The 15,496-nt window shown below is 53.7% G+C and carries 12 protein-coding genes and 1 pseudogene; 2 read left to right on the forward strand and 11 right to left on the reverse strand.

Features of this window, described 5'->3' with window-relative positions:
• Positions 1-148: 148 nt before the first annotated feature.
• The 4 genes and pseudogenes from BOP93_RS15590 to BOP93_RS28260 form a co-directional block, all read right to left on the reverse strand.
• Entirely contained in the window at positions 149-640 is a 492-nt protein-coding gene (locus BOP93_RS15590) for a hypothetical protein (RefSeq protein ID WP_104503349.1), read from the reverse strand.
• Between the two features lie 946 nt (positions 641-1,586).
• Positions 1,587-2,737 (reverse strand): IS3 family transposase gene (locus tag BOP93_RS15595; protein ID WP_104502081.1). Its coding sequence is split into 2 segments (ribosomal slippage): positions 1,587-2,503 and positions 2,503-2,737, totalling 1,152 coding nucleotides; the frame shifts between segments, so codons are not numbered across the junction.
• Between the two features lie 975 nt (positions 2,738-3,712).
• Positions 3,713-4,585, reverse strand: coding sequence for a methyl-accepting chemotaxis protein (locus BOP93_RS28255; protein WP_430758798.1), 873 nt, complete (start codon positions 4,583-4,585; stop codon positions 3,713-3,715).
• Positions 4,568-5,617, reverse strand: a pseudogene (locus BOP93_RS28260) (methyl-accepting chemotaxis protein); the annotation flags it as partial. The pseudogene BOP93_RS28260 and the gene BOP93_RS28255, both read right to left, overlap by 18 nt.
• 77 nt (positions 5,618-5,694) lie before the next feature.
• On the opposite strand from BOP93_RS28260, the gene BOP93_RS27465 reads away from it, so the two are divergent.
• Both BOP93_RS27465 and BOP93_RS15610 read left to right on the forward strand, forming a co-directional pair.
• Positions 5,695-5,949, forward strand: coding sequence for a hypothetical protein (locus BOP93_RS27465; protein ID WP_157943509.1), 255 nt, complete (start codon positions 5,695-5,697; stop codon positions 5,947-5,949).
• A gap of 299 nt (positions 5,950-6,248) precedes the next feature.
• Entirely contained in the window at positions 6,249-6,554 is a 306-nt protein-coding gene (locus tag BOP93_RS15610) for a helix-turn-helix domain-containing protein (RefSeq protein WP_104503352.1), read from the forward strand.
• Between the two features lie 1,335 nt (positions 6,555-7,889).
• Here the strand turns inward: BOP93_RS15610 and BOP93_RS15620 are convergent.
• The 7 genes from BOP93_RS15620 to BOP93_RS27865 all read right to left on the reverse strand — a co-directional run bounded on the left by BOP93_RS15620 (position 7,890) and on the right by BOP93_RS27865 (position 15,412).
• Complete coding sequence (locus tag BOP93_RS15620) at positions 7,890-8,684, reverse strand: DNA adenine methylase (RefSeq protein WP_104503354.1); 795 nt, start codon at positions 8,682-8,684, stop codon at positions 7,890-7,892.
• 149 nt (positions 8,685-8,833) lie between these two features.
• The gene (locus BOP93_RS15625; RefSeq protein WP_104503355.1) at positions 8,834-9,376 is read right to left on the reverse strand and encodes a lysis system i-spanin subunit Rz; all 543 of its coding nucleotides are present in this window, start codon (positions 9,374-9,376) and stop codon (positions 8,834-8,836) included.
• A complete protein-coding gene (locus BOP93_RS15630; protein WP_104503356.1) occupies positions 9,358-9,921 on the reverse strand; it encodes a glycoside hydrolase family 19 protein in 564 nt (187 codons plus the stop codon). Before BOP93_RS15630 ends, BOP93_RS15625 begins: the two co-directional genes overlap by 19 nt.
• A 48-nt stretch (positions 9,922-9,969) precedes the next feature.
• Positions 9,970-11,016, reverse strand: a complete 1,047-nt coding sequence (locus BOP93_RS15635) for a phage late control D family protein (protein ID WP_104503357.1) — start codon at positions 11,014-11,016, stop codon at positions 9,970-9,972.
• 93 nt (positions 11,017-11,109) lie between these two features.
• A complete protein-coding gene (locus tag BOP93_RS15640; RefSeq protein ID WP_104503358.1) occupies positions 11,110-11,316 on the reverse strand; it encodes a tail protein X in 207 nt (68 codons plus the stop codon).
• Positions 11,291-12,136, reverse strand: a complete 846-nt coding sequence (locus BOP93_RS15645; RefSeq protein WP_104503359.1) for a phage tail protein — start codon at positions 12,134-12,136, stop codon at positions 11,291-11,293. Before BOP93_RS15645 ends, BOP93_RS15640 begins: the two co-directional genes overlap by 26 nt.
• Positions 12,137-12,145: 9 nt before the next feature.
• Positions 12,146-15,412: a phage tail tape measure protein gene (locus BOP93_RS27865; RefSeq protein ID WP_104503360.1), complete on the reverse strand. Its 3,267-nt coding sequence runs from the start codon at positions 15,410-15,412 to the stop codon at positions 12,146-12,148.
• Positions 15,413-15,496 lie beyond the last annotated feature (84 nt).

A 15,496-nucleotide genomic window follows, 5' to 3' on the forward strand; every position in this document is an offset into this window, starting at 1 on the left:
AAACAAGAGCTTCCGGTCCTATGCCTGCAAGCCCAAGGGCTGCGATAGCACCAAGGGCATGCGAGTAAGCAACTTGCGCTTCGACACTGCTGTAGGCATTAACAACGCAACGTTTCTTTGCGACACGCTACGGTTGCCAGTGGCACTACTAGAATCCAGGCAAAGAACGAAATGCACTGACGACAAATATAACGGTTATGCCCAATTCCAAAATCACGAAAAGGCCTTTGGCCCACATAGATGATTTTTCTTTGAGAGCTTGTAAAGTCCAAAGAATGTTGGCTGATGCTAAAACAATCACTGCTCCGATCACAAAGCAACCTGCCGAGGTTTGTAGCCCGTGAGGAAGGTATTCAGTTGCTTTGTAAAAAGCCGGCAGCCCAAGGAGCATGGCGATGCAAATGCCCATATTTCTTAAACTGTCAAAAAAGGTCTTGGTATCAGCTTGCTTGTCCTCATCAAAAAAACTCTTTGAAGGTGACCGGCCTTGGACGGCTGAAGGCGCAATGGCTTCTGGGCTGATAGGAGCAGGTGCTACATCAACCGGCGTCAGAGGCGCCGCACTTTGACTTTCCACCATCAAGACAGGCTCTTCAGGTGCTTGGCTTTGATCAGCGCCCAAGGGCGTTATTTTCGACATTGCTATTGATCCTAATGATTTGAATAGTGATAAGTGTCACATCGCCATTATACCACTACCAATCGTTTTGGAAGCACCTTGTAACATTGAAGGCAGAGCGTCCATGGCTAAACCATTCTTCCAAGTGCTTGATTATCAATAACATGGAAGGCGGATGAAAAAGTGGATGTTTCGATTGCGCTGGGACAAGGCGAGGAGAAGGCGAAAAAAAGGCAATCGATCAGGGTGACCCATTGCTCACAGCGAAGATTTCTCGATTTCAGTTTCGTGATCTTCGGCTAAAGGCGGCATGTGAAATCGTCGATATTGGCGGTGCCAGCTTTCTGCTCGGGCACAGCAAGCAGTAGATCACAAAGCGGATTTACCGGAGGATTGACGCATCCGTCAATCCTTCAAATAGACAAAGCTGCGGAACTTGTACCTGAAAATTTCGGAGCCCCTGCCTTGTGCCGGTGTACAGCCCAAACCCAGAGACACAAAAGCCCCGCAATCGCGGGGCTTTCGTGTAAATCTTGGCGGGAAACCAGGGATTCGAACCCTGGGAACGCTATTAACGTTCGCCGGTTTTCAAGACCGCTATGCAAACTCACGCAAGCCGACGTCCTGAAGGCCGACGGCGTTCCATTACTCATGGCAACCGGTCAGTCTACAGACCGCATTCTGCAGGGGGTGCGTATTGAGTTTGGGAACTGTTTTTACCCTCCCCAGCACGCTGTCGAATGAACGCAAACCACAGAAAGGCCCGAAATTTATAAATATATCGTGGCCGCTTTCTACCAAATCGGTCATATCCGACTCATAAAAGTGCGCACTAAACGAGGAAGCATTTAGCAGGTCTTTTATTGTTTGCACCGATCATAAGGCCCCACCACTCCTGCCATGCTATACGTCACCACGGCTCGATTTTTGTGGCGTTTAGGGAGAGAAATGAATCGCCCCGGGTTTTCTAGACACTCTCAAGGCTCGCTGCGTAACGCTTTTCAAACTCTACCGGTGACAGCTGATTGTTGAAACTGTGGCGTCGTTTTGGGTTGTAAAACATCTCGATGTAATCGAACACATCATCTCGAGCATCCTGGCGTGTAGTGTAGATTTTACGCTTGATCCGTTCCCGCTTCAGCAACTGGAAAAAGCTCTCCGCCACAGCGTTGTCGTGGCAATTACCTCGACGACTCATGCTGGCTACCAGGTTGTTAGCTTTCAAGAAGCTTCGCCAGTCTGAGCTGCTGTACTGACTGCCTTGATCCGAGTGGATCATCACCTCTTGCTTCGGCTTACGTCTCCAAACCGCCATCAGCAGTGCATCAATGGCTACGTCGCTGGTCATCTGCGACTTCATTGACCAACCAATGATCTGGCGTGAAAACAGATCGAGCACCACGGCCAAATACAGCCAGCCTTCATATGTTCGGATGTAGGTAATGTCTGTGACCCAAACTTTGTTGGGTTCTCTGACATCGAATTGGCGCTTCAGTAAGTTCGGTGAGGCAACGGCTGGCTTACCGCCGTATTTTCCAGGCCTCCGTCGATACCCAGTCTGAGAACGTAAACCTTCAAGGCGCATCAACCTAGCCACCCGGTGACGGCCACAGCTCTCACCAACCTCTCGCAGGTCATCATGGATCTTTCGATAGCCATAAACGCCACCGCTTTCCAGCCAGGAGTGTTTGATCAATCCAAGCAGTCGCTGATCGTCCTTGGCTCGCGCAGATTTTGGTTCTGATAGCCACGCGTAGTAGCCGCTGGGATGAACCTTGAGCGTCAGGCAAAGCCGTCGAATCGCGTAATGACCCGCTTGCTGCTTAATAAAGGCGTACTTCAGCCGCACTCCTTGGCAAAGTACGCGGCGGCCTTTTTTAAGATGTCTCGCTCCTCCGTCACCCGTTTCAGCTCGGCACGTAGACGACGAACCTCAGCGCTCTGATCATCCTCCTCAACGCGCTGTTCCTGAGGCTTGGTGTAGCGCTTAACCCAGGCATAGAGGCTGTGCACAGACACACCCAATCGTGCAGCCACCTCCGAGACAGGAAGCTGCTTTTCGGTCACTTGCTTGACCGCCTGGATTTTGAATTCTTCGGGATAACGCTGGTTGCTCATGGCACCTCCTAATGGGCCTCATTTTAAGGCTTGGAGGTGTCTACGAAACTAGGGGCGATTCAGCTTATAGGCGTTAGCCGATTATTATACGCCTTGCTCTTGAACACAACCCCATATCCAATCGCGATAGGATATACTAATAACGGATTCTCAAATTTTGCCGAAGAAAAGGTGGGATTGAAGAAGTGGTTCAAAAAGTTGCGTAAGCGATGCCCAAATAGTAAACATAAAAAATCCCCGAAACTTAATGGCTGCGAGGCTTTTAAGAGTGGAGGCCCGGGCCGGAATCGAACCGGTGCAGGCGGATTTGAAATCCACTATATTTTTCTTAAAAATTAAGATTTTGAGTTGGGATATATTCCGCAACGCCGTTATCTTCAGTAGGTGTAAAGCAGGCAGGCCACGCAGGCTTGGGTTGCAGAACTACTTTCAACACCTCGCTGATCCAGTGCGGCCCAGGTAACGTGCGCTCAAGAAAAGATCATTTTAGTTGAAGAAAATCCAGTTTAGCAACGTTTCCACGTTCGCCGATTTTCTAGAACCTATACAAAAGCGTGGGCCGACATCCATGCCGTCGGCATTCCGTTACTCGAGGCAACCGATCAAGGCAGAGACCGCATTCTGCAGGAGTTGCATTATTTGGCTTGAGGATTGGTTTAGCCATTAACCCCTGTCGAATAAGCGCAAACCGCCGAAATACCGAAAATTTAATATATATGAATAAAAGGCGCTGACGATCCGTACTCCCCGACTCTAAAAACAAAAGATTCGTTTCACTCTCCGCCAGCTTTTGATAAGTGGCATTTCTTGGTCTATTGAGCACCTCTGAAATATCTGGTACCAATCAGCGCAGAATGAGCCTAGCCTGGGTAAAGAAGAACTATCGTTTTTTTAAAAAAACAAATCTTCCAACGCAGACCATCATTCCGCGCTACGCTTTGGTCATCTGAATGATGACCTGATATATCTGCTTGCCTATATGACAAACTTACTCATCAAACCCTGCAGGTGCACACCCAATCGTGCCAACTCCGCACTGGATGAAGCAGTCTCCTCACTTGCGGAAGCTGTCTGCTCGGAAATATCCCGTACGTTCAGAACACTTCGGTTGATTTCCTCGGCCACCGCACTCTGCTCCTCAGCGGATGCAGCAATTTGTTGGTTCATTGATTCGATGGTTGAAATTGATCGACTAATACTTCCAATGGACTCGCCTGCTTCTCGAGTTAACTCAACACTATTATCAGTAAGCATACGACTATTTTCCAGAGAAGTCGCGACGCGCGCAGTACGGTCGTGTAGACCCTCAATAAGTTCCGCAATCTCCTCGGTTGACTTTTGGGTCCGCTGAGCGAGACTTCTGACCTCATCAGCAACTACAGCAAAACCGCGCCCAGCCTCACCAGCGCGAGCGGCTTCGATGGCCGCGTTAAGCGCCAGCAGGTTAGTTTGCTCTGCGACAGCCTTAATCACCTCAAGGACCCCTCCTATCTTGTTGCTCTCTTGTTTCAGCTCATCCATCGCGATCTTGGACCGACCGACTTCACTTGCAAGCGTTTCAATCTGAACGACGGCCTTGGAGACTACACCATCACCGTCACGAGCCTCCTTTGAAGCACTAACAGCTGCATGCGAAGCTTGCTCTGCATTTCTAGCGACTTCCAGAACGGTGGCAGCCATTTCATTCATCGCAGTTGCAACCTGATCGGTTTCGCTGCGCTGCGTATTAACCCCGGCGCTCGTTTGCTCAGTCACTGCTGACAATTGCTCGGCTGCGCTCGCCAATTGTGTGACACCGTCACGCAGACCGCCTATCAATTGTCGTAAATTCATGGTCATTCGATTCATGCTGGACTGCAGCATGCCGAGTTCGTCTTTCCGTGTAGCAGGTATGTCATATGTCAAGTCACCAGCCGCTACTCTGCTAGCTAACTGCAGCGTTTCACGTAAGGGCACTACTATCAATTGTGTTATTATCCACGCGGCTATGATGCTTACGACGATTGCTATACTAAGCCAAACAATTAGCATCTTACTGGCTTGACGAACGTCTTCACTGCGGAGTTCAACCTGGTTTTTCGCTAATTGGTTAGCTGCCCCCAACAAAATATCAATATTTTTCGAAATACCCGCCTGAGCTTGATTGATTACTAGCTGGGCTGCAGAGAATTCGCCAATAGCCGCTCCGTACTTGCCCATCGACTCCTCGAGACCTACAACTAAATCTGGGGAAATAGCGTCCTGCCCTAAAGTCTTGACGTACTCAGTTGTTGTCGAGATTGAGTCAATGGCTAGTTTTTCAGCCTCAGACTTCAGGGTATAGGTATAGCCACGAACATCGAAGCGCATTTTTTGAAAAAGAGTGAGAGCTTGCAACATGGAAGCTCGTTGGTTTGCACTGCCTTCAGATGAATTCACAATTCGATTCAGTTCTTGAAGCTCTTCACCCGCTTTTTCGCCATTACTTCCAAAAATTTTTCTGCTATTTTCTCGATCATGTGTTGCTGCGACTAAACGCGTATAAAATTCTTTGTAATCTTTCATCGCTGTAATTGCAACTTTCACATGCGGAACGTTAAGTTCAGAATCCAGCACATTGCCAAGGTAATTGAGGTGTTGGTCTAGTTCTTCATACGCATGGAGCCAGCTGGCAGCATTTTCGTCGTTTGATTCATTGCTGTAAACCAACCGGGCTATTCGCATATCTCGCGTCAGTGTACTCAGCTTTGCGATTTCAGATACACGCTCACTTCGCTCGCTCATCGAAACTATGCCTCTCCAACCGGTCAGAGCAATCAGGAGCGTGAGCACAATCACTACTGCGAAGCCGATTACCAGCTTAGATCTGACTGTTAGATTCATCAAAATATTTTTTAACATGTAACTCTCTCAAATTATATTTACAGACTCGATTGGCGGCCTCTCCATGCCATCCCTGTCCACTAAGGTATTCGGCAATGAATGACAAATCTTTAACAATTTCCTTCTTAAAAATGAAAACACCCCAATCAATAAAAGTTCAATTTATTTTACAGATGGAGGTTATAGGTATTACTCAGCAGTCTGAGCCCAGCAGTGAATCGTATGGAATTGAAATTTTGTATAGAAGGAAAAGTTCATTTTTTTCATTTCGACAGACGCATTTTCCAGAGTACAAAAAGAGCGCTGCTCCGCGAAAAGCTCGAGAGCCATTGCACGCCTTTGCAATTTGATCCATATCACGAAGGCGCGCCAAGCCGGTAGCGGCTTACCGTTTATCATAAATGCCGCTCAGCCTTCCGTGCCTCGCCCAGCGCTGAGCTAATGCAGCTATTCACCAGTCTGTATCAAGGTGACGCATCGCACTAGCCACTCCAGTGAGAGCCACTTATTCAAACATTTGAAAATGAATCGCCACTTTCAAGTTATCATTAGGATGCTACTCACATATCCATCTGCTTTTAGTATGTTTACGCCGGTTTAATATTGGCCTACAATTCTGGCTCTACGATATAGCCTATTCGGAGGTTTTATGCATGAGATTGGCACACGCTTGAAAGAAGAGCGCGTTCGTCTGAAATACTCACAGAAAGATTTTGCCGCAATCGGCGGCGTCAAGGCAAATGCACAATACAAGTATGAGCAAGGGCGGAGAAGCCCCAGCGCGTTATACCTTTCTCAGTTGGCTGATATTGGAATTGATGTTCAGTACGTAGTGACGGGCAGGCACTCGAGGGGGTCCGACCAAAGCGAATTTTTTTCCATATTTTGCCAACTAACGCTCCGTGAACGCCGCATAGTTACTGAACTTATGGAATACTTTTTTAATCGCTATTGACCCTCTTTGTTCTCACCTAATGGAGTTCTGAAAACACGAAAAATAGAGTAGAGATAGTACATTTTTTCGGATCACTGGTTGACTTATCCCAATTGACCGGATTTTACATCCCTAACCAACATGCTCGGTTAATGCGATAAACAGAGTAGGAAATGTATATGAGTGACAATACCACTGGCAAAAAAGAATGGGGAAAGTATGAGCCCCTCTTGCTCAGAAAAAATCTGACCACCACTGTTCTACGAGAAGCATTGGCTAAGCATGCTACGTGATATTGCGCAAGCCAAAAATATAGAAACACTCTCCATCAAGCTCCATCACTCGGCAGGCTGGCTCACAGGTCTGCTTCAGGCTAAGGTGATTGATTTTCAGGCTTTTGAGATCTCTCACCGCGAGCGCCTCGCAGCGGAGACCCTGCCGAAATTGAGGTTTACAAGCAAAGCTGGTCGGTAATGAGCTCTGATCCCAGCAATGTTGCGGTTCTACGAAGCCAAACCCTAGAGACTAGTCTTGCATTGCGCTATGTCACCGCTTATAAGGACGCATTAGAGGTAGATTGCTTCGACGCTTGGACTATTTTATCTATAATCTGCGGTTTGGATCACCTATTTTTATCATAAGGTACAGCTCAATGCAGAATTGGCGAAGTGTTGGTCGTCGATGAAGGACGAAATAGCTAATAGAAAACACCTCAGGCGCGACTCGATTAGCATCGAACTTGACAGTTGGCATCGAAGGTGGATGCTGATGGAGCAAACGTTGTATTGCCTTTCCTGCCATGAAGGCCAAGATGCTATCCACGCAGCGCACGCTTTTGTGCACGCATCAGGATGTCCTTTGAAAATGCCTATTTTTCAATACCCCTGGCATGAGCTACGAGCGGCGTTGAGACATTTGCCCGAGGTTGTTCTATGACTGCTGGTGGAGGTTTTGGTATCTCGACCTGCCCGCCTAACGGCGCGGTACCCTTCGTTCCAAGCAACGCGAACAAATGCTGAATCATGAGCCGTAGGCTATACAGCACGCCAATACTTCGCTTCCGAGTGGAAGGGCATGTATGGACCAAGCCTATTGACCTCAGTGCTCTATGATTTTATGACGAACACAATGGCTGTGACCCAGCCGAGACTAAGTAGAAATGAAAGACCTGCAATGCGCTTGTCCATCTGCTACCAATGAGAAATTGAAAGATCACAATACGCTCTAAAGGGTTCATCTTAGTTCAATGAACCCATTACGCCACCACTCTTAATAAGCGCGAGTAAGCATCAGGCGAGATGGACATGCGCCGCCTCACTCGAATAGCGAATTGCGATGCGCAATCTACCTCTCAAATCAGAACAGGCCTCCCAATGCTGCAGGCTCCCAGTTCATGATTATCAACTCTCCGGTGGCTTCGGTCTTGCCCTGCCGCGCATTCGCGGTGCTGTAACGAATGTCCACCATCTCAAAGTGAAACCCCTCAAACACTCGCCGAATATCAGGGTGATCGTTGATGCTGACCATCACCTTACCTTTGCAGAGCCGCATAAAGTCGGCCATGCGCTCGTAGTTTTCAAAAGGAAAATCCACGCCATAGCCTGCCGTCTGCCAGTAAGGCGGATCCATGTAGTGAAAGGTGTGCGCACGGTCGTAGCGCTCAGCGCAGTCCGACCAAGGAAGGTTCTCAACGTATGTGCCGGACAACCGCTGCCACGCTGCAGACAGGTTTTCCTCGATCCGCAGCAGGTTAATGGCCGGGCCGGTCGTAGCAGTGCCGAACGTCTGCCCCGTCACCTTGCCGGCAAAAGCATGGTGCTGCAGGTAAAAGAATCGGGCGGCGCGCTGGATGTCGGTGAGGGTTTCCGGACGGGTCATCTTTTGCCACTCGAACACCTGGCGGGAACTGAGCGCCCATTTGAACTGGCGGACAAATTCTTCCAGGTGGTTCTGCACGACGCGGTACAGCGTGACCAAGTCGCCGTTGATGTCGTTAAGCACTTCAACAGGCGCTGCCTGGGGACGCATGAAGTAGAGCGCGGCGCCGCCGGCAAAGACTTCAACGTAGCATTCGTGTGGCGGGAAGAGCGGGATAAGGCGGTCGGCCAGGCGGCGTTTGCCGCCCATCCAAGGGATGATGGGTGTAGACATAAAAAAGCAAGACCTTTGCTGTATGGATAAACAGTGCTAGGCTCGCTCCGCTTTGTGCACGAAGCAGGAGCCTTGGCTGGACTTGCAGGGATGATCTGCGGGGAAGGTGGCCGGGTTGGATGTTGACGCATCCTGCCCGGCCGCTCCTTTTACTTCGGTGTAGAAACTTCTTTTGCGTAAGCCTGACAGGCCCGCAGGGCGATCAATCCTCGGTCGCCGGCATCGGTGATTCCGATAATTCGTTGAGCATGCGCTGGGTCAAGTTGGGCTCTTGTGGTGCCATGAACCACGCGGCCGGTGGCGGTGGTGGTTGGCACTGAACAGCTGCCGGTGGTTTCGGTGGCGGCGAGTACGACTGACAGCCGCAGATCAGCAGTAGCCAGGCGATCACGCAGACGAACCTGCTTGATTTGCTCATCGGTCAATTCCTTGTAGTGGGTTTCGTCTTTGTCCTGCAGGCGGAGCTCCAGGGCATGGCGCTTGTCCTGCTCGGTACGCTGCAAAGCAGCAGACGCTTGGGATATTTCGTTGAGGGTGTCCGCCTGCAGCCGGGCTTGCCGCTCCAGCACGCTGCCATAACGCCAGTCCTGAGCAGTCCAGGCCAATGCTGCGGATCCTGCGACCACCACCAACAACAGCAAGCCGATAGCGGCGATACGGAACTGCGCGGGGATCAGATCGAAGAGACGCATAACACGGCCCTCGCCCTAGCCCACAACTGCAGCCGATCCTCCAGACCATTAAGGCCGCCGTTGATCCGGCGAGTGATGGTGTTGAACTGGTCCTGATCCGCGAGCGCATTCAGCCCGTTTACAGACCAGAACCACGCCGCCGACTCTGCCGCCCATTGCGGCTGCTCGAGCAGCTCGGGGGTGCGCAACAATCGCTCATCGCCGAACAGTGCCAGGCTGCAGCGCAGGTAGTTATCGTGCCCGGTCACCTGGATCAACCCTCGGCCACGATAGCGCTGACCATCACCATCTGCAGCTGGCGTATTACCAAGCTTGGCAGCCAGAGTGCCGGTATCGTATTTACTCAGGTATTGATCCCCGCCCAGCTCGCGGACGTACTGCAGTTGACCAGACTCGTGACCAAGCTGCGCCAGGAAAGCGGCCTGGCGTTTCGGTGTATTGATCTGCCGATGCGCCATTGCGGCGTTCAGGGCAGATACAAAAACGCCCGCTTGGCGGCGGGCGTTTGGCATGATGTGTTGCAGCTGTTGCTCAGTGATGGGCATAAAAACTCCGGACAAAAAAATACCGCACTCAGGCGGCGATGGATTGCATTACAGCTTCTCGACGCTCACGACCTTGAGCGGCTTCGTTTCCTTCTTTTTCTTACCCTTGGATTTGCCTTTCTTGCCGGCATTGCACTCGACCGTGGTCGACCAGCCAGATTGGGTAAACACCTGCTCCACCGAATCCGCCAGGTATTCGCCATCCAGCCCGACCTTGAAGCCCTGGGCGTTGATCAGTCGCTCGGCAAAAATGTCAGTCCTGCCAGGCATCTCGAAACGCACGTCGGCGGTCGATCGATTGAATGCCGCCAACCTTGCCTTGGCTGCTGATTCAGCAGCAGTCTTGTTCGGATAGATATGCCGATCCGTGTGCACCGCCGGCAAGCCGTCTGGGGCGTCATCGTTGTCGATGGTGACCACCGCCAACTTGCCGTCATTTTTGTTCTGATGCTTAGTCGCCACGGCTTTGTGCGAATTGCGATCCCCCAAGCTGAACTGCCAGCGACTGAGATCGCTGCGGGTTAACGTGATCGCCCCGACCGTTTTGCCGCTGGCTGTCTGCCCTCCCTGGCGCGGCATCACCAACAACTTGCCATCTGCGACCTTGGCCGTGCAATCGTATTGCTTAGCCAGGCGCGTGATGAAATTAAAGTCGGACTCGTTGAGCTGATCCACCCGAGCGACCTTCGTCGCCACCGGACAGCCTGCCTGCCAGCCATTTCGAGCCGCGATGTCGGCCACGATCTTCGACAACGGCGCATTCTCCCAGCTTCCGCTGCGGATAGTCTTACCACTGCCGCGCATATCGCTGGCTTTACCCTTGATCACAATCGTGTCCGGCGGGCCGGAAACTTCTACCGTGTCGACCGCGTAAAGGCCTAGGCGCATCAATGACGTTTCGGCATAGCCCAGATAAATCTCGATTGAGCTACCGCGCCGGGGCAACTGCACCTGGCCGTCCCGGTCATCGATACGCAATTCAAACTCGTCGGACTCCATACCCGGCTTGTCAGAAGTCCTAAGCAACAACAGTCGGTCATTGATCTTGGACGTAATATCGGCACCGTCGGCAACGATACGGAAAGTTGGGGTCATTGGTTTTTCCCAAAGAAAAACCCGCACAAGGCGGGCTGAATAAAAGGTTTCCTTACGCTTAACGCAGCGAGCTGCAGGCGGTGCCGTTCGGAGTCAGTCCCACAAGCTAATCCCTTCCTCGGCCGGGGCTGGCAGATCCGGTAGTACGATCACCACACCAGCGCGGAAAGGCTGGGGTTCGTCTGCCAACCCCTGATTGGCGTCCAGAACCGCCTCAACACTGCCGTTCAAGTGCCCGTAAAAGTTATTGCATATGACATCGAGCATGTCCCCGTCAGACGTTCTGCATGTCGTCGCCATAGCGCGTGAACTCCAGAGTGAATACTTGTTTACGCGGAATGCCGCCGTGCATCAGCGCGCCCTGCTCCTCGTTGATCGACTTAAGACACCAGGTGCCAATGACCTCGCCATAACCCGTGGTCAGAGTGAGCGGCTGCAGGCGCCCACCGATGGTGCGTAAAGTGTCGAGCTGCTTGAGGCCGCCCTTGAAGCCCGGATAAATCGTACCTTTGAGTGTGAGCTTTTCATCGCCCATGCCCACGGCCTGCTGCGCCGGGCGCCGCGATAGCCGCTCCTGTGAAGCCCACCGGAATTCAGTCGAGCGAGTCAATTCATCGAAAGCCGCCGTATCCAAGTTGAAATAATAAGGCTGAATCTTAGGATCCCTGGGCTGGATGATCAGCAGGTGCGGGAACGGCTTCACCGCTTCCGGCGCCGGTGTGGCATCCATGGAAAATGCACTGGTGGGAACGATGTTTGCCAACGAGGGGTTAACCTTGCCGGCGATCTTGTTGATCGCTGTTGCAGCCTTACCCGCCTGCTCCTTGAGCGTGCCCATCCGATCCTGCACCTCGGTGGCGGCGCGTGTCGCACGTCCGTACACAGCCAGCACCTGGCCGGCCTTGGCCTGTGCTGCATCCACGCCGCGCATCACCCGCTGTAGCTTGGCACCGACAGCAGGCCCCACGAACGGAATATTTTCCAGCTCGGACGCGGCCCCCGTGAGTTCCCTTATCGCGCCGTTAACAGGTCCAAGCATGCCGTCAGCGCTACGTCTGCCAGCCTCCCCGGCCTCAACCAGGTACTTGAGGCCCGACTGCATCTGTTCCATATAAGCCATAGGCCCTCCTTACAGGTGCGGTTCGTCGTACAGCTTTGCGGCATTTTGTTTCGCCGCGTCAGCCATCATTAGCCGCATATGCGGCATGAGGTCCTGAGCCAAGCGTTGTGGGTCTTTCACATCCCCTTGCACCGTAACCGGCATATTCAGCGAGTACTGAAACTGCTGATCCACTTTGGCAGGGACAGGCTTTTCCGGCTCTTTGGGCTGGATCGCTGCAGCCGCTGGTTTGGTCGGCGCTGACACGGCCAGAGAGCGCGCTACATCACCCAGGGCCGGCGCTTGCGGTGCAGGTGCCATCAGCAATGCACCCGTACCGTCCGCCCGGTTGAATGACTTGCCCATGGCGGCCAAGCTTGGAATGGCTGGGCCCGGTCGAGGCGCCATCAGCAACGGCGTTACCGGTGGCGCGGGCTTTTCGTCCTCCCCTCCGAACCACGACTTACCTGCAGCACTGCCCAGCGCCGAACCACCAATGCTCCCTAAGTAAGCGCCTACCAGACCACCAATAGCGGTGCCGATGATAGGCACCACCGAGCCAATAGCCGCTCCTGCAGCAGCACCGGCCATAGTACCGGCGAGATTGCCAGCGGCCGCGCCATAACCCTCGGCTTTTTCGTCCTTGGTCTTAGCATTTTCATAGGTGTCAAAGGCCATGGCGCCGGCCTCGATGAGCGAGCCACCAGGTATTGCCTTGGCGGCTTTACCGATCTTACCGACCGCTTGCACAACCCCGCCCAGTTTCGCTATCGCCCCGCTTGGAATCGAAACTGGTGGAATAAGCGGACGCGGGACCGGTGCTGCAGGACGTGGCAGCGCTGGACGCTGAGCCGGCGCTGTAGGCCGTGGCAGCGGCGGACGCGAAGCCGGTACTGCAGGCCGTGGAAGCGGCGGGCGCGGAGCCAGTGCTGCAGGCCGTGGCAGCGGCGGACGCGGAGCCGCTACTGCAGGCCGTGGCAGCGGCGGACGCGGAGCCGCTGCTGCGGGCCGTGTCAGCGGCGGACGCGGAGCCGCTGCTGCAGGCCGTGTCAGCGGCGGACGCGTAGCCGCTGCTGCAGGCCGTGGTACCGGCGGACGCGGTGCCGCTGTTGCGGGCCGTGGCAGTGGCAGTGCCGGACGCGGCGCCGCCGCTGCAGGCCGTGGCAGTGGCAGTGGCGGACGCGGTGCCGCTGCTACAGGCCGTGGCAGCGGCGGACGCGGAGCCGGTATGGCAGGCCGTGGTACCGGCGGACGCGGCGCCGGCATCCGAGCACGCAGCGAGGTCGGCCGACGTCGCGGGATATTACGTCTTGAACTTCGACCACGACGGCGGGCTTCACCTGGCCCCCCAGCAGGCCCCATTTTACTCAAGTTAACGACGAAGACCTTTTGGACGCCGTCGCCAATCGCCGCAGCCTCTTCACCTCTCGCGCCGTCATCGTCAGATACCGCTTCTTTAGCCAGCGAAACCACTTTGAGGCCAGTCGCGACGATGTCTAGCTTACCGGTCTTACTCTCATCCTTTCCCTCACCATCAACCGATTCACCCTTGAGAGCGGCTATTGTCTTGAGCCCAGTCTCAACTAACGACAGGGCCTTGCCGGTCTTGCCTTTTGCTTCGCCGCCCTTTCCAACGCCCCCTGCGCCCTCCTTGGAGTTAGTCACAAAGACCTTTTGCACTTCGCCGGATTTGCCACCCAACGATCCCCGCGCGACGTTGAGCAAACCTTTAGCGATTTTGAACGAACTGAGCAGCCCCTTGAGCGCAACAAGCCCTCCACCGACCGCCGCGATGCCCGTCACCACACCTGGTGCGCTGTCAGACAGCGAGGTAATACCCCTGGTGACTTTGGTCAGTCCTTCCGCCACGGTGTCTGTCACCGGGCGCAGGGCGTCCCCGACGCTGCGCATGGCGTCATCCATTGACTGGGCCATTTCGGCCCACTTCTGCGAAGAAGCCTCACGTCGCTCACTGAGGTTTTTGTCGAGAATGCCCGTTGCATCGCCCGATTCGTTTTTAAGCTGGCTGTACAGCGCCTTGTTCTGCATATAGGCAGAAAGCGCAGCCTTTACCTGCATGTCAGCGAACAGGTCACCGGTACGCAGTGACTCTTCCAGCGAGGCCATCATGGCCTTGGCTTTCTCCGGGTCGGACTCCTTGCTGATCTTCGCCGTCGCCTCAGCCATCGCCGCCGCGCGCTTCGGATCCGTGGCCTGAATGTACTTCTGCGCCAGTGACATACTGGTTTCAAGGGTGGACATACCGTTTTGCAAACCGGTCTGCATCGACCCTTTGTAATCAATACCCGCCTTTGCATACGCCTTGACGGTGTCGCCAGAGCCGATTTTGCCCATCCAGTTCTTGAGATTGTTTGCCGCCTCATCGGCGCCGCCGGCAGATTTCATCTGCACTTGCAGCATGGCACCCAATTGTGTAACCGCATCCATGCCGGTAATGCCGAGGCTGCCCATGTTCGCCAACAGCTCAGGAAACCACTTAGCCATGTCGGCCGCTTCAAAGCTACCTGCCTGCCCTTGGTAGGCAATTGCTTCCAGGGCCTGCTGCATCTGCCTAGGATCTGTGATCCTGGCATTCTGCCCCAGTGCGTTGATCATCTTTGCTGTATCAACACCGCTTGACCCTTGCCCCACGACGAACTTGGCCGCGACTGGCGCATATTCCAGGGCCTTGCTCAAATCCATGCCGGCGCCAACCAATTGGTTAACCACATCGGCTACATCGTTACGCGCCATGCCCGTGTCGCGCGACGTATCAATGATCTTGCGCGACATCTCCTGCTCTTGCGGTTTGTTGGCAATGCCGGCCTTGATCGCGATGTCACGAACAATGGCCCCAAAGTCAGCGCTGACCTTCGTTGGAACTGCCAGCACACCGACGCCAACGACAGCGGCGCCGACAGCGCTTTTCATGCCAGTCCTGCCAGCATCGATCTGCTGATGCCCCTTAGCTTTGAGCTCGGCCTTGATGGCGGTCTGGCCCATAGAGCGATAGGCTTTCTCCAGTCGGCCGACTTCGATTCCCTGTTTTTTCAAACTATCGAGGTTGGAGTTCAACCGGCCCAACAACTTGGACGCGCCCTCTGATCCGCTGTCGTGGGCTTTCTTCCACTCGTCGCGCAGGCGAATGGTGTCACCGATAGTGCGCTGCAGGACACGCGCCTTGTTGCCTTCAGCCTCAAGACGCTTGATGCGCCCTGTTACATCTTTAAACGCAGCACCGACTGTCGAACTGACGGCGCCGCCGATCACCAGCCCGAGGGCAATTTTGTTCGCCATTTCATGGCCCTCATTTGGATAGCCTTATCGAAGGCGGCTCAGTCCGTGAGCCACCAAACCATTTCTGCAAACGGCATCGACAAA

Source organism: Pseudomonas orientalis (assembly GCF_002934065.1).
GTDB lineage: Bacteria > Pseudomonadota > Gammaproteobacteria > Pseudomonadales > Pseudomonadaceae > Aquipseudomonas > Aquipseudomonas orientalis_A.